At 68.1% G+C, this 16,452-nt stretch carries 15 protein-coding genes and 1 pseudogene; 9 read left to right on the top strand and 7 right to left on the bottom strand.

The features are described from left to right. The 4 genes from V2W30_RS04940 to V2W30_RS41515 form a co-directional block, all read right to left on the bottom strand. Entirely contained in the window at positions 1 to 1,032 is a 1,032-nt protein-coding gene (locus V2W30_RS04940; RefSeq protein ID WP_338693956.1) for an ABC transporter substrate-binding protein, read from the bottom strand. A 56-nt stretch (positions 1,033 to 1,088) separates the two neighbouring features. Further along, entirely contained in the window at positions 1,089 to 1,862 is a 774-nt protein-coding gene (locus V2W30_RS04935) for an ABC transporter ATP-binding protein (RefSeq protein ID WP_338693954.1), read from the bottom strand. Further along, positions 1,835 to 2,725 (bottom strand): ABC transporter permease, encoded by an 891-nt coding sequence (locus V2W30_RS04930; RefSeq protein WP_338693953.1) that lies wholly within the window; start codon positions 2,723 to 2,725, stop codon positions 1,835 to 1,837. Before V2W30_RS04930 ends, V2W30_RS04935 begins: the two co-directional genes overlap by 28 nt. Positions 2,726 to 2,856: 131 nt before the next feature. Further along, a complete protein-coding gene (locus tag V2W30_RS41515) occupies positions 2,857 to 2,940 on the bottom strand; it encodes a putative leader peptide (RefSeq protein WP_351373514.1) in 84 nt (27 codons plus the stop codon). Between the two features lie 123 nt (positions 2,941 to 3,063). Here V2W30_RS41515 and V2W30_RS04925 point away from each other — a divergent pair, with 123 nt between their 5' ends. The 3 genes from V2W30_RS04925 to V2W30_RS04915 all read left to right on the top strand — a co-directional run bounded on the left by V2W30_RS04925 (position 3,064) and on the right by V2W30_RS04915 (position 4,392). After that, positions 3,064 to 3,486: a secondary thiamine-phosphate synthase enzyme YjbQ gene (locus V2W30_RS04925; protein WP_338693951.1), complete on the top strand. Its 423-nt coding sequence runs from the start codon at positions 3,064 to 3,066 to the stop codon at positions 3,484 to 3,486. A gap of 72 nt (positions 3,487 to 3,558) precedes the next feature. Beyond that, positions 3,559 to 3,783: a hypothetical protein gene (locus tag V2W30_RS04920; protein WP_338693950.1), complete on the top strand. Its 225-nt coding sequence runs from the start codon at positions 3,559 to 3,561 to the stop codon at positions 3,781 to 3,783. A 99-nt stretch (positions 3,784 to 3,882) separates the two neighbouring features. Next, on the top strand, positions 3,883 to 4,392 hold the full coding sequence (locus V2W30_RS04915) for a hypothetical protein (RefSeq protein WP_338693948.1): 510 nt from the start codon (positions 3,883 to 3,885) through the stop codon (positions 4,390 to 4,392). Between the two features lie 217 nt (positions 4,393 to 4,609). Here the strand turns inward: V2W30_RS04915 and V2W30_RS04910 are convergent, their stop codons facing one another. Further along, positions 4,610 to 5,533 (bottom strand): alpha/beta hydrolase, encoded by a 924-nt coding sequence (locus V2W30_RS04910; RefSeq protein ID WP_338693946.1) that lies wholly within the window; start codon positions 5,531 to 5,533, stop codon positions 4,610 to 4,612. Between the two features lie 67 nt (positions 5,534 to 5,600). Here V2W30_RS04910 and V2W30_RS04905 point away from each other — a divergent pair, with 67 nt between their 5' ends. The 4 genes and pseudogenes from V2W30_RS04905 (at position 5,601) to V2W30_RS04885 (ending at position 11,708) form a co-directional block, all read left to right on the top strand. Then, complete coding sequence (locus V2W30_RS04905) at positions 5,601 to 6,077, top strand: MarR family winged helix-turn-helix transcriptional regulator (protein WP_338693945.1); 477 nt, start codon at positions 5,601 to 5,603, stop codon at positions 6,075 to 6,077. Positions 6,078 to 6,495: 418 nt separating this feature from the next. Beyond that, positions 6,496 to 6,993: a hypothetical protein gene (locus V2W30_RS04900; RefSeq protein ID WP_338693944.1), complete on the top strand. Its 498-nt coding sequence runs from the start codon at positions 6,496 to 6,498 to the stop codon at positions 6,991 to 6,993. 131 nt (positions 6,994 to 7,124) lie between these two features. Next, positions 7,125 to 7,286, top strand: a pseudogene (locus V2W30_RS04895) (NF041680 family putative transposase); the annotation flags it as partial. A gap of 1,122 nt (positions 7,287 to 8,408) precedes the next feature. Further along, positions 8,409 to 11,708, top strand: coding sequence for a DUF4132 domain-containing protein (locus V2W30_RS04885; RefSeq protein ID WP_338693942.1), 3,300 nt, complete (start codon positions 8,409 to 8,411; stop codon positions 11,706 to 11,708). A gap of 102 nt (positions 11,709 to 11,810) precedes the next feature. Here the strand turns inward: V2W30_RS04885 and V2W30_RS04880 are convergent, their stop codons facing one another. Further along, positions 11,811 to 12,845: a LacI family DNA-binding transcriptional regulator gene (locus tag V2W30_RS04880; RefSeq protein ID WP_338693941.1), complete on the bottom strand. Its 1,035-nt coding sequence runs from the start codon at positions 12,843 to 12,845 to the stop codon at positions 11,811 to 11,813. A 32-nt stretch (positions 12,846 to 12,877) separates the two neighbouring features. After that, positions 12,878 to 13,924, bottom strand: a complete 1,047-nt coding sequence (locus tag V2W30_RS04875; protein ID WP_338693939.1) for a LacI family DNA-binding transcriptional regulator — start codon at positions 13,922 to 13,924, stop codon at positions 12,878 to 12,880. Between the two features lie 240 nt (positions 13,925 to 14,164). On the opposite strand from V2W30_RS04875, the gene V2W30_RS04870 reads away from it, so the two are divergent. Next, on the top strand, positions 14,165 to 15,478 hold the full coding sequence (locus V2W30_RS04870) for an ABC transporter substrate-binding protein (RefSeq protein WP_338693937.1): 1,314 nt from the start codon (positions 14,165 to 14,167) through the stop codon (positions 15,476 to 15,478). Between the two features lie 85 nt (positions 15,479 to 15,563). Beyond that, entirely contained in the window at positions 15,564 to 16,448 is an 885-nt protein-coding gene (locus V2W30_RS04865) for a sugar ABC transporter permease (protein WP_338693935.1), read from the top strand. Positions 16,449 to 16,452 lie beyond the last annotated feature (4 nt).

The following is a 16,452-nucleotide window of genomic DNA, read 5'->3' as shown; positions in this document are numbered from 1 at the left end:
TCATGACTCCTTGCCGTAGGTGCGCGGTGCGGTGGAGGACGGCGGCAGCTCGCCGTTGAAGCGCGTGTCGACGAACGTCGAGAAGTCGACCTTGCGCGGGATCAGCTTGAGCTGGGAGAACGTGTCGGCGATCTGCTGCTCGGAGGCGATCACCGCCTTGTCGACGGCGACGGTCACCCGGGTGCCGTTGGTGCGCTTCACGGCGTCCAGCGCGACCTCGTACGGCAGTCCGGTCTCCTTGGCCCACACCTTCGCCCACTGGTCGGGGTGCTTGTAGACCCAGTTCTGCGCGCGCCGCAGCCGGTCCAGATAGTCCTTGATCGCGGCGGACTTCTTCTTGTCGGCGAGGGCGGCGGGTGCGGCGACCTGGAAGGCGAGCCCGTTGGTGAGCCCGTCGCCGTCGGTCAGCACCCGGCCCTGATCGGCGCGCAGCACCTGCGAGGTGTAGGGGTCCCAGACCGCCCACGCGTCGACCTTGCCGCTGGTGAACGCGGCCAGCGCGTCGGCCGGTTGGAGGTACTTGACCTTGACGTCATCGAGCCCGAGCCCGGCCTTCTTCAGGGACGCGACGAGCTGGTAGTGCGCCGACGAGCCCTGGGCGACGGCGATCGCCTTGCCCTTCAGTTCGGCGGGCTTGCGGAGCGCGGAGTCGTTCGGGACGAGGATCGTGTCGCCCTTCGCCGTGCCGTGGCTCGCCGCGACGACCTTGATCTTCGATCCGGCGCCGGCCGCGAAGACGGGCGGGGTGTTGCCGACGCCGCCGATGTCGACGGCCTTCGCGTTGACGGCTTCGAGGAGCGGTGGACCGGACGTGAACGTCGACCAGCGGATCTTGTAGTCGAGGTCGTCGAGTTCACCGGCGGCCCGCAGCACCGCTTCCGAACCGCCCTTCTGGTCACCGACGTTGAGGGTGAGCGATCCCTTCCCGTCGGTGTCGCCGCCGGTGGTCGTACTGGCGGAGGAGGCGCCGGAGCAGGCGGCGAGGAGCAGGGCGAGGGGGGTGAGCAGGGCGGGCAGGAGGGGGCGTCGCATGTCAAGTCCGTTCAGGGGAGGGTGGTGGGGGAGCGGCGGTGGGGTGGCGGGTGGCTCTAGGCGGCGGGCTGCTTCTCGGCCTCGCTGGGAGCGGTGTCGTCGACGCCCAGGCGCCGCAGCAGTTCCGCGCGCAGTTCGGCGAAGCGCGGGTCGGTGAGATCGCGCGGCCGCTCCAGATCGACGCGGGTCTCGTACGCGATCACGCCGCCGTCCATCACGAGCACCCGGTCGGCGAGGAGCACCGCCTCCTCCACGTCGTGCGTGACCAGCAGCACGGCGCAGCCCCGCCGCTGCCACAGCTCGCCGACCAGCCGCTGCGCCTTGATGCGGGTCAGCGCGTCGAGTGCGCCGAACGGCTCGTCGAGCAGCAGGAGATCGGGTTCGCGTACCAGGGCGCGGGCGAGCGAGGCGCGCTGGGCCTCGCCGCCGGAGAGTGTCTTGGGCCAGGCGCTCGCCCGGTGCGAGAGCCCCACCTCGTCCAACGCCCGCTCCGCGACGTCCCGTTCGGGCTTGCCCGGAAGCCCGAGGAGCACATTGCGCCACACCTTCTTCCACGGCATCAGTCGCGGCGACTGGAACGCGACGGCCTTGCGGCGCGGTACGAGGACGGTGCCCTCGATGTCCCGGTCGAGCCCCGCGAGGATGCGCAGCAGCGTCGACTTGCCGCAGCCGCTCCGCCCGAGTAGGGCGACGAACTCACCGGGCCGCACGTCGAGTCGGAGGTCGTCGATGACGGCACGCCCGTCGAAGGAGCGGGTGAGCCCCTCGACGTGAACGGCGGAACCCGTCGGTACGGCAGGGGTCACCGGCCGGTGAACGTCGGTCGCCATTGCAGCAACAGCCTTTCGAGGGAACGGACGACGAAGTCGGCGAGCAGGCCGAGGAACGCGTAGACGATCAGGCAGACGACGATGACGTCGGTGCGCAGGAAGTCCCGTGCCTGCACCATCAGGAACCCGATGCCGGAGTCGGCGTTGACCTGCTCGGCGAAGACCAGCGCGAGCCAGGCGATACCGAGCGAGTAGCGCAGGCCGGTCATGGCGCCGGGCAGTGCGCCCGGCAGCACGACGTGTCGTACGAGACCCCATCGACCGAGCCCCAACGACTCTCCGGCCTCGATGAGTTGGGAGTCCACGCCACGGATACCGGCGTAGATGTTCAGATACAGCGGGAACGAGACGCCCAGCGTGATGATGGCGATCTTCGGTGCCTCACCGATGCCGAACCAGATGATGAACAGCGGGATCAGCCCGACGAACGGCACGGTCCGCAGCATCTGCACACTGGCGTCGACGAGGTCCTCGCCGACCCGGAAGAGCCCGGACACGAGCGCGAGTCCGGTGCCGACCACCAGGCCGAACAGCAGCCCGACGGCGACGCGTTGCAGGGAGACGCCCATCGCGGAAGGGAGCGACCCGTCGGCGATGAGATCGCGACCGACCCGCGCGATCGTGCCCGGCGACGCGAGCACATCGGCCGTCAACACCCCTGTGGAGCTGAGGAGTTGCCACAGCGCGAGCAGCAGCAGGGGGCCGGAGGTGCGGCGCAGCCAGCGCGGGACGCGGGTGCGGCGGGTGGAGGACGGGACGAGCGGGACGAGTTCGGGACCGGCGTCCGGCGTGTCCGGCGTGCCCGTCTTCTCGGGCAGGCCGGTGGCCGGCGACTCGGGCGGCGGGGCATGACTGATGCTCATGGCACTCCACGGCAGGGGAGGGTGCGCCCCGGCGTCAGCGGGCGTGCGTCAGCGGCACGCCGGCGCGCGTGCATGCCGGAGCGAGAACGGAAAAGAAGGGGGACGTGCGAGAAAGAAGCGCGGGGAAGGCGTCAGTGGCCGCGACGACACGCGGCGGAGGCCACCCGCAGCAGGTCGATGTGACCGCGCGTGGTGAGCAGGACTGAACGCAACATGCCGCAGAACGTAGCCAGGTTGTCGACACGCGGTCAATGGCGTCTCACCGGCTGGACCTTCTGTGTCACCTGTCGGTCGCACGGCGTGCGGCACGCGCGGGACGCGTGGGCGACAATGGCCCCATGCCCGATGCCTTCACGACACGCGTCCTGAACGTCACCACCGGCTCCACCGAGCGGATCGTCGACCTCACCCGCGACTGCGAGTCCTTCCTGCGCGAGGTCGCCGGGGACCGCGACGGCCTCCTCAACATCTTCGTCCCGCACGCCACGGCGGGCATCGCCGTCATCGAGACCGGCGCGGGCAGCGACGACGACCTCCTCGCCGCCCTGCACACCCTCCTCCCCGCCGACAACCGCTGGCAGCACCGCCACGGCTCCCCGGGCCACGGCCGCGACCACGTCCTCCCGGCCCTGGTGCCACCGCACGCGACGCTGCCGGTGGTGGGGGGCGGGCTCGAACTGGGGACGTGGCAGTCGGTGTGTCTGGTGGATACCAACGTTGATAACAACCACCGTCAGGTTCGGTTGAGCTTCCTGGGGTGACCTGGGACGAAGCAAGATCGTCTTAGGGGTGGCCGTCGATCCTCCTTACGCTGCGCGCGACGAGGAGAGGCGATGCACGACACGAACCTGGATGAGGTCGAACGGCCCTACGACGGATGCGGTAAGTGCCTGCTCGGCGTGCGCCGACTGTCGCGGATGAAGGCGGCGACCTCGTCACCGGAGCGGCAGCGCGAGGACATCCTCACGGCCGCTGGGCAGCCCCCTGCGCAGGCCCGCCCTCATCCGGCTCGGGAAGTGATGAGGATCTGTGAAATCGGTCAGGACGCGATTCCGTGATGGTTCTGCCCAACTCAGTGAGGCCGGCAACCGAAAGGTCGTACTCGCGATGGCTGAGGACGATGGCCCAGTCGTCTGGCGCCTTGGGAGAGTGGATGCATGGATCGTGTATCCCCGGAGATGGCTGATGAGGTACGGCTGACGGTTGATGAGTACGCGGCCGTACATACCGCGGTCCGCTCTGCGCTCGGCCCTGCTTGGACCCTGAACTCTCTCTTCGAGGCGTGGGGCGCGCTGGTCGCGGATGTGGAGGAGGGGTACGGGTGGTCGGCGCCGGAGCTTGCCAACGACCTGGAGTGTCGTACAGCCCTGGCCAGGATCTGGCGGCTCTTGCCGCCTCGGGTCCGTGCCATTCGACAGCCTGAACTCGACGGGATCGATGAGCGTTTCCGGAGCTCCACGGTAGGTTGGCCGGGTCAGGGCGACCGGGGTTTGCGCTGGTGGCTGCATCGTGTGCCGCGGCAGATTGAAGCGGAGATCCCGGACCTCAACGCGCAAGGGTGGCCGATGGGTTGGGATGTCCTGCCGTTCCCTCGACCAGGAGCTGTAGAGATCACCGGTACAGGCAAAACGTGCCAGGTGGACGGTCTGAACGCGGAGTTGGGGTGACGCAGCCCGAGCAGCACCGTCCCGTGGGGCCGCTGCGGGTAGAGGTGGATGCCGATGATGTTGAGGACCGTGCCGTGCGGTGAGGCCGGACCTTCCTCCTCGGGTTCGTCTTGAACGGCCCTCGGAGCGAGGTGGCGTGCCGGCCGCCAGGAACAGGAACGCGCGAGACGGGGCCTGGGGTTCGGACCGTGGTCCGTATGAGACCGCCTGCGGAGTTTCAGCCCGCCGACGTGCGTGCCGTGCCCTTGGTGCGGATGTGCTGGCTGAGAAAGAGAGCGGCGCGGTCCAGTGCCTCGTCGGCTTCGTCCAGGGCGCCTGCGAACGCCTGGAAGACATGTGGAACGCCAGCGGTGATGTCCAGGATGACGTCCACTCCGGCTTCCCATGCGCGCGTGGCCATGCGTGTGGAGTCGTCCAGGAGTATTTCGTTGGTGCCCGCCTGCAGAAGCATCGGAGGGAAGCCGGTCAGGTCGGCGAGGGTGGCGGGGCTGAGCATGGGCTGATGCGGTTCCTGTCCCGCAAGGTACATGGCCCCGGTGTGTTCCAGGCCCTCACGCGTGAAGAACGGGTCGATGCCCGCCTTGGTGTCCATGCTCTCGCCTGTCCGGGTCATGTCGAGTCCGGGGGAGAACGCCACGATTGCGGCGGGCATAGGCAGGCCTGCGTCGCGGGCGGCGAGGCAGGTGGTGACGGTGAGGCCACCACCGGCGGAGTCCCCGGCGAACGCGATCGCCGAAGGGTCTTCGCCGCTGTCGAGAAGTGCGCGGTAGGCACTCACTCCATCCTCGATCGCGGCCGGGAAGGGAAACTCAGGGGCGAGCCGGTAATCCAGGGAGAACGCCCTGAACCCTGTTTTGGTCACCAGGTTCCCCGTCAGCGACATCGCCGTCTCCGGTGAACCGACCACGTAAGACCCGCCGTGAAAGTAGAGGATCGTCCCGGCCTTCGGCGTGCCGAGCGGCTCGACGAGCACCGCGGGGCGATCGCCGAGCGTCGCAGTCCGGGTGCGGATCCCGGCCGGGACGATCATTTCCCCCATCATCGCCCTGAACCCGGCGCGGATCTCCTCCACCGACTGAGGGGCCTTTGGCTGCGGTCGTCGGACCATCGCGTCGATCTCCGCGCGCTGCTGCCTGCTCATTGCCGCCTCCATCGAAAGTGCATGCCAAAGAACTATATGCCTAGGAATGTAGATTAGAGTATATGCCATGGCATCTAAGTCAAGCCCTGGCCCGATCGACCTCCCGGGCTTCTTCGCCGATCTCGTCCGCTGCGAGACGCGCCTCTACAACGCGCTGAACGACCGCCTTCGTGAGCGGCACGGGATCGTCGCCTCGCAGTTCGAATCCCTGCGCTTCCTGCGCGACCACCCCGGCTCCCGGGTCGCGGACCTCGCCACCGAATTCGCCATCGGGATTGGCGCGACCAGCAAGGGTATCGACCGCCTGGAGAAGCAGGCATGGGTCGTACGGCGAACCAATCCATCTGATCGCCGCTCGTCACTGCTGGACCTGACCGCCGGAGGCCTGCAACTCGTCGAGGCGGCGGAGGCGACCTTCACCAAAACTCTGGCCGAGCTGACGGCAGACGTCCTGGGCGGCTCCTCGGGACTGGCCGCCGCACAGATCCTCTCGGAGTTGCGCTCTGTACTGGAACGCGACCAGATCGGCCAGCCCACAGGATGACCGGCATGCGCATCCAGTGCGACCGCCCGTAGCCGCGTGATCAGCGTTCGTTACGAGGGTGCATCCCGCGATGCGTGTGCGCGGAGAGGGCTGAACTCCGAATCTCGGGAACGCCAGTGGTGTCGTCGGTGCGGACAGGCGAGGCCCCTGTGGCGAGCACTCTCCGTGCAGGCTGACGGGTAGTCAGATATCCCTGACGCATCGTCACCAATTCGAGATCATCTTGCACTCGCGTTGCACAAGGTGATGAAGAACAGCGATGATCAATGGAGGGTCCCGCACGTGTGTAACACCAGGTCAGAAGGCAATTAGCTTGTTCTTTAACCTCCGTCCGGCCCTGGCAGGGTGGCTGGCGGGCCTGAGCATGAGCGGTTGAATCGGGATGCGCTGTTCTGCAAGGCAGTTGCATACTCGCCGCATGGCCACGCTTTCTGCTCGGTTCCGAGACCCGCGCAGCACCAAGTACGACTTCATCACCTTGATCATGGTGCGGTGCCCCGGTTGTGAGAAGGCCGCCCGTGTCGTTCTGGCGCCCGAAGACGCCAGTCCTGGGGGGATTCTGTTCACGCCGCGGCGCCTGGTCTGTCATGGCTGCGGACTGTCGCGGGTGTGGAGCGGCCGCCTTGTCACGCTCTCTGCCGGCACAGCTCAACCAGCGACGGATCCGTACTTCGGTATGCCGCTGTGGCTCCAGGTCGAGACCCGGCACGGGTGGTTGTGGGCGTACAACCTCGAACTTCTCGACTTGATCCGTCGTTTCGTCCAGGCGTCGCTGCGGGAACGAGCGCCCTGGTACGACACCGGACAGAAGATGACCTTGGTGGCCCGTCTTCCGGTATGGATCAAGAGGGCGAAGAACCGAGACGAGATCCTGCGTGCCGTCAGCCGGATCCACGCCTCACTGGTTGCCGCCTGACCTGCTTACCAGCGTCCGAACGTCACTCGAACCTGATCTCTGCTTCCGCTGTTCGGCGGACGTGCGGGTGGCCTCCGCACGATCATGTGCTCCGACCAAAGAGGCACTTGACCAGCACGAAGGCCGTGAAGGTGAGTCTGCTGCCTGATGCCGTTCCGGCGTAGGCGTTCGCGCACGCGTCACGCTCCCGGGAGGACCTATTCGACTGTCTGACCGCGCGCGGAGACGAACTGCCCGAGCTCGTGGACGCGTTGCTGTACGCGGACGGTCCGGTGGCCTCGCCCGTGGAACTCGACCCCGATTCGTTCACCCGGACTGAATACCCACGAGCCGACGTGCCGGGTGGCGGCCCGTTCATGTTCTTTGAGGCCGCTCTGGGCGAGGAGGACATCGAGGGCATGGCCAAACTCGACCCCGAGGGCGTCGCGGTCCAGAGCTGCACCGCCCACCGGGCGGCGGAGTTTGTGCAGTGGCTGCGTGCTGCTGTTGTCCCTCAGGGGACCGCCATCTCCTTCAACACGGAGTGGGGAATGGAGAGCGATCTCCCGGATGCGGTCGTGCCGACCGCTTCTGAGGCCGACCTGGTTCAGCTCTTCCTTAACAACATCGCACAGATCGATGGGCTGAATTAGCCGGACCGGTGTCCGCACGACGGCAGGCAGCAACGACAGAAGATCATCCTCGCCGTCCCGAAGGAAGTACACAGCGGTCGTGCACAGTCCACGGCTACGCTGACCGTTGTCTCAACTGGGTTTCGCGGACACGAACACGAGCAACACGGACCGTCAGGTCCGGCTGTCGTTCCTCGGATAGTTCCGCGGCATCCGTGAAGAGGAGTGATCTCCGGCCGCACCAAGTGAGGAAAGGTGCCCGGCTCAGGTCAAGGTCAGGTGTGAGCCTTCCCCTCGATCGTGGACACCTGGCCAGCACGCTTCATCCTTGCCGATGAAGACGCATCGGCGGCCCACCTGCGTCCCTGTATCCCGTAAGCGTGGTGCGCGCCTGTCCGCTGGGAGGCGTCGAGCTCTCCCGGCTCCGTTCGTATGGGCCGACTTCCTCCACGGCGGCGACCGGAGCATCCTCGCGCGAGGTCCGAGCGGGGCAGTGTCAGTCGCTCGTCGGCCCGTTGGCCTGCCTCGTACAGCCAAGCGGAGCCCCCGTTGGCCTTCCGGTCGCACACACCTCGCCGGTGCCGGGATCGGTACAGGAGGCGATCTGCGGTGAGGTAGTGCCCTGCACACCTGATGCAGGTCGAAAGCGGGAGCAGCACAGGAGAGTTGATCGTGAGGGGCAGGGGATCCTGCGATGCGGATGTGCCGCTGCCCGGGCGCGACCGTTGTCAGTGCCGAGGTCTAGCGTGATCGCTAACTGCTCATGAGGTCCCCGTGCAACGGGTGACGGGGAGGAACGGCGTCATGCACCAGAAAACTGCCGACGAGGACCGGTTCGAGATGCCCGCTGCCTGGCTGCGGGCCCTGCCCGTGCTCCGGGCCGCCGCGAAGCCGGCCGAGGACGCGGTGGAGAAGGCCGCTCGCCGCTACGCGCAGGAGGCGGCCTGGTTCGAGGAGATGTTCTCCTCCTCCGGCAGCGACCCGGAGCTGGTGAAGGAGGGCCGGGCCCATCGGGAGGGCAGTCCCTCTCCGCTCGGAGCCGCAGTGGAGATCGCCGTTGGCTGGCACTACACGATGGTGGACGTGCTCGTCGACGCCTGCGTGACCGAACACGGCCTGCCGTTCGCCGCCCGTGCCGTCGTGGAGCTGGGATGCGTCAACCCCCATTACATGCAGGCAGGTTCCCGACGGTACGACGCGGCGCTGCGGAGAGCGACCGGTTACCCGACCTACTACGTGCAGGAGACCGCCGCCCGTATCCGGGACCTGCTCGCGGCGGTCGACGAGGAGACCCGACGGCGGACCGTCGAGGCTCTCGCTGGCCACCGGGACAGCGCCGAGCGCCGCATCGTGGTCTCCTACCTGGTACCCGGGGAGCATGCCTGGGTCGACGAGTGCTGCGAGGGCCCGATACCGAACGACTCCGTCCTGCGGCGCATGCTTCTTCTCTCCCTGTACCGGCCGCAGCAGATCGCCCGCATCGGGGAAGAAGCACGACTCGGCTGGAACGGCTGGAACCTCCCGTTGCTCGCCACCCTCGCGAATCGGCTCGGTCCCGCCGTCGGGTCCCTGCTGGAGGACGCGTTCGCCGGAGCCTACGGATCTGACAGACACCGGGATGTCGCGGGCTGGGTCGCCGAACTGCCCACCGACGACGCCTTCCGCCTGTTGCTGAAGAAGGGGGTCGATCGCCATGTCCGCCCCGCCCTGCTCGACGCCATGAACCGCTACCCGCGGCGGGCCCTGCGGCTGCTCTCCGCCGCCGCAGCGGGCGACAGCGAACAGGCTTCCCTCTCCCGGATGTTGCTGCCCCTGCACGTGGTGACTCACCCGGAGCTCACGAAGGAGACGCTGTCCGCCTTGCCCGAGGCGTCCGCGGCCGTCGTCGCCCCGCTGCTGAAGCGGGGCGAACGGGACGCGGAAGCGCCTGCGGAGGCGCTCCCCGCCCTGCTGGTCGCCCCGCCGTGGACCCGGAAGCGCACCGGCCGCAAGGCCCGCGTGGCCCGTGACGTCCTTGGGGCGCCGCAGGCCGAGGTCGACTGGAAGCCCGGGGAGCAGGAGGCCTGGGCGGCCACCGTCGTCGCCGAGACCCCCTGGTGGCGCGAGCACAACTGGTCCCGCGAGATCCAGCAGATGCAGCAGGGGACGTGGCGGGGCGACATCCGCGCCGCCCGCCTTTTCACCACCGGCCCCGAGGACGTCGTACGCCCCCTTCTCGACGCCTTCGCCCCCGAGCACGTCTGGGACACCGAGAACTACCTCAGGCCCGTTGTGGCACGCCACGGTCTGCACGCCCTGCCGATGGTGAGCCGGCTCGCCGCCCGCTACCCGGCCACAGCCTGCGGCCTGCTGCTGCCCTACCGCAGCGTCGAGGTGGCCCGGCAGATGGCCGAGTGGCTGGTACGCCGCCAGTCGCTGAGGCCCACGGTTCTCGCCTGGCTCCGACGCCACGGCCGGGCCGCGGCCGCCCTCCTCGTTCCCGACGCCGTCGGCCCGGCGGGCACGCCCTGCAACCACGCCGAACAGGCCCTGCGGCAACTCGCCGCAGAGTTGGGCGCCGAGGCCGTACGGGGGATCGCCGCCGCCTGTGGCGCGGAGGCCGAGGAGATCGTCGCCGACCTCCTCGCCGGCGATCCGCTGGAGACCGCCCTCCCGGCGAGGATGCCGTCCCCCTGCACCTGGGCCGACCCCGCCCTGTTCCCGCAGATCCGGCTCACCGGCGGCCGCGGTGCCCTGCCCGCCGAAGCCGTCCGCCACGTGACGACCATGCTGCAGATCTCCAAGCCCGGTGACGTCTACCCCGGCCTCGCCACCGTCACCGAGCACTGCGACGCCGACTCCCTCGCCGAGTTCGCCTGGGCTCTCTTCGAGACGTGGCGGTTCCACGGCATGCAGGCCAAGGACAGCTGGGCCCTCCACGCCCTCGGCCTCCTCGGCGACGACGAAACCGTCCGCCGACTCGCCCCCCTCGTGCGTGCCTGGCCCGGTGAGAACGCCCACCACCGCGCCGTCGAGGGCCTCACCGTCCTCGCCGCGATCGGCACCGACACCGCCCTGAGCCATCTGCACGGCATCTCCCAGCGCGTTCCGTTCAAGGCACTCAAGAAGCGAGCCCGGGAGAAGATCGACGAGGTCGCCGAAGGACTCGGCCTCACCACCGACCAGCTCGCCGACCGTCTGGTCCCCGACCTCGGCCTCGCCGACGACGGCAGCACCGTCATCGACTACGGCCCGCGCCGCTTCACCGTCACCTTCGACGAACAGCTCCGCCCCTGTGTCCACGACGAGTCCGGCAAGCTCCGCAAGGCTCTGCCGGCCCCAGGCGTCAAGGACGACCCGGAACTCGCTCCCGCCGAGCGCAAGCGGTTCGCCGCCCTCAAGAAGGAGGTCCGGACCACTGCCTCCGATCAGCTGCGCCGCCTGGAGGCCGCCATGGTCACCGGCCGCTCCTGGACCGCCGCCGAGTTCCGCGAACTGCTCGTCCAACACCCCCTTCTGCGCCACTTGGTGCGCCGCCTGGTCTGGCTCGGCGACGGCGACGGCATGGTGACCTCGTTCCGTGTCGCCGAGGACCTCACCTTCGCCGACGTCCACGACGACGCATGGACCCTGCACGCCGACGCCACCGTGCGCCTCGCCCACCCCCTCCATCTGGGAGACGAACTCGAGGCCTGGGCCGACCTCTTCGCCGACTACGCGATCCTCCAGCCCTTCCCGCAGCTGGGACGCCCTGTGCACGCCTTCACCGATGAGGAGGCCACCGGGCACCGGCTGACCCGCTTCGAGGGCGTCACTGTCCCCGTTGGCAAACTCCTCGGCCTCACCAAGCGCGGCTGGGAACGCGGCACGCCCGAGGACAACGGCGTGGAACGCTGGTTCTCCCGCCCGATCACCCGCGACCGCCACCTCGTCATCGCCCTCGACGAGGGCATCGCCGTCGGCATGGTCGACGAGTTCCCCGACCAGACCCTCGAGACGATATGGATCGACGCCGCCCCCGGCGACTACTGGCCCAACCACACCTACCCGCACCGCCTCGCCGAGATCGACCCTGTCATCGCCTCCGAGATTCTCGCCGACCTGACCGACATCACCGCCAAGTGAGCCCCGCCATGACCACAGTGAGCCACCCGCACCCGCACCGCCTGCAGCGCTCGCCCGCAGAAGTGCGCCACGCTGACGAACTCGCCGAGCTGCGTGCCGGGGCTACTCCTTCGGTCGTGGGGGCATGGTGGACGAGCGGCGCACAACGAGTTCCGGGCGAAGGGTGACCTGCTGGTGAGTGTGCTCGGTGGTGGAAGCGGATGAGGTCTCCTCGATGAGGAGGTTGGCTGCGCGGGTGCCCATGAGGCGGGCTGGGCGTCGCACTGAGGTGAGTGGGACTGCCGCGGCCGCCGCGTGGTCGATGTCGTCGTAGCCGATGAGCGCGATGTCTCGAGGAACGCGGATGCCGGTTTCGAACAGGGCCTGCAACACTCCGGTGGCCAGAAGGTCGTTTGCGCAGAAGATTCCGGTGGGGCGAGCGTGCATGCCCAGAATTCGGGCGGCGGCGTCCCGGCCGGCGGCAAACGTCATCTCTTCGCAGCTGAGGTCGGTGACGGTAGAGGCCGGTAGCCGCGCTTGGGCCAGGGCCTTGAGCGAGCCCCGGCTGCGGGCTTGTATCTGCGGTAGACGGAGCGGACCGCCAACGAACACGATGTTGCGGTGGCCTGCGGCCAAGAGGTGGCCGATCGCCAACTCGCCGCCGAGGACGTCGTCGACAGCTACCGAGCAGGCGTCCCGGCTGGTCTCGTTGTCGTCGATCACTACCAGTGGGATCTGGCTGCGCCGCATCGCAGCGATCGAGCGTCCGGAGGAGTCGGTCGGGGCGATGAGCGCCCCGCGGATGCGGTGTTCGACCAGCAGGGAGGCGTAGCGGGCCTCCTCGGCAGGGTTCCCGGCACTGTTGCAGACCATGACGCCTAGCCCGGCCCGGCGGGCGGCTTGCTCCGCGCCCTGTACCAGTGCGATGCAGAAGGGGTTGGCCAAGTCGTGCACGATGACGGCCATGATGCGGGAGGGGCGCCCGCGTAGCACCCGGGCGGTCTCGCTGCGTACGTAGCCGAGGCGATCGATGGCGGCTTGGACGCGCAGCCGCGTGTCCGCGGCGACCCGTTCGGGCTGGTTGTAGACGTTGGAGACGGTGCCGAGGGAGACGCCGGCCTCACGAGCGACGTCGACCATGCCCACACGTTGCTTCACGAGTGTTTCCTAGGCTTGGTTGCCGCGTCCGTTCAGGAGCTGCCGGAGCGGGCGGCGGTGCTGGCGCGCACCACGAGCCGGGGGGTCATGGTGGCTTGGACGGCGCGGTCGCGTTGGCCCTCGACTCGCTCGATGAGCAGGCGGGCGGCGGTGGCGCCCATGTCGTGCCCGGCTTGGTCGACGCTGGTGAGCTGGACGGTGGCGAGGTCGGCGACAGCGGTGTTGTTGTAGCCGACGATCGAGACATCCTGGGGAACGCGCATGCCGAGCTCATGGGCGGCGCGCCAGACGCCGAGGGCGGCTACATCGGCGCCCGCCATGATGGCGGTGGGCCGTCGGGTGGTCGACGACAGCAAGCTCAGTCCGGCTTTGTGGCCGCCTTCGTCGGAGTAGGCGGACTTGCAGACCTGGGCGTGGCTGAGGAGCCCGTGGCGTTCCATGGCGTGCGTGTAGCCGCGGGTCAGTTCGATCTCAGGGGTCTGCTTCCAGTGGCTGGCACGGGTGCCGGGGGAGGAGACCAGGGCGATGTCACGGTGGCCGAGCTCCACCAAGTGGTCGACCACGAGGCCTGCGCCGGCCGCATCGGCGTCGGCGACTGAATCGTGGTCGTCGCAGGTGTCATGGTGGCCGATGACCACGGTCGGGGTGGTGCGAGCGACGGCGAGGACTTCCTCGCGCGGGGTGCCGGGCGCGATCAGGATCAGGCCGTCCATCTGCCGGTCGACCATCGAGCGGATGACCTTGCCTTGGTCCTGTGCGCCGAAGCCGGCGGCGCCGATCATGACGGTGTAGTCGGACTCGCGCAGCTGGTCGCGTACCCCGTCGAGGATGTCGGCGAAGAAGGTGTTGCGGATGTTGTCGAGCAGCACGCCGATCGTGTAGGTGCGACCGCGCATGCCGCGCGCGGCGGCATGGGGACGGTACTCCAGGGCGGCCATGGAGGCGCGGACTTTCTCCTGCATCACCGCGCTGACCCCATACGCATTGCGGAGCACCTTGGACACCGCCGCCGTGGACACCCCTGCGTGTCGTGCGACGTCGGTGATGGTCACACGCTTCTTCTGTTCCGGCTCCGGCATGCTGCGGGTCCCTCACACTCTCACTCGATGATGTAACGGTCTACACGATTCCTGCCCGTGGGCGCCAGATGTGCGTGGGCTTTCTCCGATGTTACGGCGTCATGTCTTGACGTCCGCGCCAGCGGCGTGCACTGTGGTCGCACTTCGCGTGGAGAACGTTATACACACGCTCTGTCGAGGATCCGCCTCTTCCCGCAGGCCTCGCCGCACCCTCCGTTCAACGATGACTGGGAGCATGCCGTGAACACCGACTCGTCCGCCGCCAGAAGGGCCCGCCTCGCCGGCCTGACCGCGAGCACCGCCGTCCTGGCCCTCTTCACCGCCGCGTGCGGGGGCACCGGGGGCGGATCCACCTCTGCTCCCAAGAACTTCAGCTACCTCACCGTCAACGAGAACGCCACGGTGAAGACCGCGCTGGGCACCTTGTCCAAGGGAGCTTGCGCGGACGAGAACAAGGCGCTGCCGCTGAAGGTCGAAAGCGTGCCTCAGACGGGTCTGGACCAGAAGCTGCAACTGCTGGCCGGACAGAACGCCCTGCCCGTCCAGTTCGCCGCGGGCAACGCCCCTGCCCTGACCGACAAGCTCTACAAGTCCGGCAAGATCGCCGACCTGGAGAAGGAACTCGACAAGCTCGGTGTCCTTGACCAGATCCAGCCGGGAGCGATCTCGACCATCAAGGCCCTGTACGGCGGCAAGATGGAGGTCCTGCCGTACGAGTACAACATCGAGGGGATCTTCTACAACAAGAAGATCTTCGCCAAGGACGGCATCACCGAGCCCGGCACCTGGGCCGAACTGACCGCCGCCGCGGCCAAGCTCGAGACCAAGGGCGTCCAGCCGTTCTCCGCCTCCGGCCAGCAGGGCTGGCCGCTGACCCGCCTCATCAGCGGCTACCTCTACCGCAGCCTCGGCCCCGACGCCCTCCAGGCCGTCAAGGACGGCAAGGCCAAGCTCACCGACCCCCCGTACGTGAAGGCCGCCCAGGAGATAGCCGATCTCGGCAAGAAGGGCTACTTCGGCAAGGGCGTCGGCTCCATCGACTACGACACCGCCATCAACCAGTTCCTCACCGGCAAGGCCGCCATGTTCTACATGGGCAGCTGGGCCCTGACCAACATCGCCGACAAGAAGGCGAACACCGTCGGCGCCGACAACATCGGCTTCATGCCGTTCCCCGCCGTGAGCGGCGGCAAGGGCTCCATCGACCAGTACCCGTCCAACGTCGGCCTCGGCATCACCCTGGGCAAGAACATCGACGCCAAGACCGGCGACTGGGTCACCTGCATCGCCAAGAACTACGGCAGCACCGCCCTGAAGGACCAGGGATCCATCTCGGGCTTCAAGACCAACTCCGAGGTCAAGGACGCCAACGCCGTCGCCGGCAAGGTCCGCAGGACCATCAGCGACTCCCAGCAGAACGTCCTGTGGTTCGAGGCCCTCTTCAGCACCAAGGCCACCACCGTCAGCCAGACCAACGCGGCGAGCCTGGTCAACGGAACCATGAGCCCCCAGCAGTTCATGCAGACCGTGCAGGACGCACTGAAGAGCGAGTGAGGCACACCCACTGACGGTTCAGACCCACCGGGTCCGAACCGTCCCCTCCCGCCCCACCGCCACCCTCACGAAGTGGACTCCACCCATGCACCGCGTACTCGGTGACCGCCGGGCCGTCCTGATCCTGCTCGGCCCCGCCCTGCTCGTCTACTCCCTGATCATGCTCGTCCCGACACTGTGGTCACTGGGATACAGCTTCACCAAGGGCAACACGATCGACGGGTTCACCGGCAACGGCCTGGACAACTTCCACCGCCTGTTCACCGACCCCGACGTCCGCCACGCCTTGTGGTTCACCGCCAAGTACGCGGTCACCGTCACCGTCGGCCAGGTCGTCGCCGGCTACCTCCTGGCCCTGCTGTACGTCTTCTTCCTCAAGAAGGCGTCCGCGCTCATCCGTACCCTCGTCTTCTTCCCGGTCGTGCTGCCCACCGTCGCCGTCGGCCTGCTCTTCAAGAACCTCTTCCAGGTCGGCCCGCAGACCGGCCCGGTCAACTCCCTGCTCAACGCCGTCGGCATCGAATCCATCGACTTCTTCGGCAGCTCAGGACACGCCTTCTGGGTGCTGATCGTGATGGACATCTGGCGGTCCATGGGCTTCTACGCCGTGCTGCTCTTCGCCGGACTCGTCGACATCCCCGACGAGGTCCTCGAATCCGCCCGCCTGGACGGCGCGTCCGGCCTGCGCCTGATCCGCCACATCGTGCTGCCGATGTCCTTCCCGGTGCTCATGTCCTCGCTGATCTTCAGCATCAACGGCACCCTCAAGGCCTTCGACTCGATCATCGCCCTGACCAACGGCGGACCCGGCAACAGCACCTCCCCGCTGACGCTCTACATGTTCCAGACGTCGTTCACCTACAGCGACTACGGCTACGGCAGCACCATCGCCCTGCTGCTCACCGTCGTCTGCCTGATGGTGACCCTGGTCGTCTTCCGTGCCTCGCGGCGCGACCTCACAAAGGACTGAAGCC

The sequence above is a fragment of the Streptomyces sp. Q6 genome, assembly GCF_036967205.1.
Taxonomy (GTDB): domain Bacteria; phylum Actinomycetota; class Actinomycetes; order Streptomycetales; family Streptomycetaceae; genus Streptomyces; species Streptomyces citrinus.
Note: the sequence above shows the minus strand (reverse complement) of the source record. Positions and strands in the feature narration are given on the sequence as shown.

Coding starts and splice junctions, on each gene's coding strand:
- V2W30_RS04940 (WP_338693956.1), bottom strand. CDS start 1,032: ATGCGACGCCCCCTCCTGCCCGCCCTGCTCACCCCCCTCGCCCTGCTC.
- V2W30_RS04935 (WP_338693954.1), bottom strand. CDS start 1,862: ATGGCGACCGACGTTCACCGGCCGGTGACCCCTGCCGTACCGACGGGT.
- V2W30_RS04930 (WP_338693953.1), bottom strand. CDS start 2,725: ATGAGCATCAGTCATGCCCCGCCGCCCGAGTCGCCGGCCACCGGCCTG.
- V2W30_RS41515 (WP_351373514.1), bottom strand. CDS start 2,940: ATGTTGCGTTCAGTCCTGCTCACCACGCGCGGTCACATCGACCTGCTG.
- V2W30_RS04925 (WP_338693951.1), top strand. CDS start 3,064: ATGCCCGATGCCTTCACGACACGCGTCCTGAACGTCACCACCGGCTCC.
- V2W30_RS04920 (WP_338693950.1), top strand. CDS start 3,559: ATGCACGACACGAACCTGGATGAGGTCGAACGGCCCTACGACGGATGC.
- V2W30_RS04915 (WP_338693948.1), top strand. CDS start 3,883: ATGGATCGTGTATCCCCGGAGATGGCTGATGAGGTACGGCTGACGGTT.
- V2W30_RS04910 (WP_338693946.1), bottom strand. CDS start 5,533: ATGAGCAGGCAGCAGCGCGCGGAGATCGACGCGATGGTCCGACGACCG.
- V2W30_RS04905 (WP_338693945.1), top strand. CDS start 5,601: ATGGCATCTAAGTCAAGCCCTGGCCCGATCGACCTCCCGGGCTTCTTC.
- V2W30_RS04900 (WP_338693944.1), top strand. CDS start 6,496: ATGGCCACGCTTTCTGCTCGGTTCCGAGACCCGCGCAGCACCAAGTAC.
- V2W30_RS04885 (WP_338693942.1), top strand. CDS start 8,409: ATGCACCAGAAAACTGCCGACGAGGACCGGTTCGAGATGCCCGCTGCC.
- V2W30_RS04875 (WP_338693939.1), bottom strand. CDS start 13,924: ATGCCGGAGCCGGAACAGAAGAAGCGTGTGACCATCACCGACGTCGCA.
- V2W30_RS04865 (WP_338693935.1), top strand. CDS start 15,564: ATGCACCGCGTACTCGGTGACCGCCGGGCCGTCCTGATCCTGCTCGGC.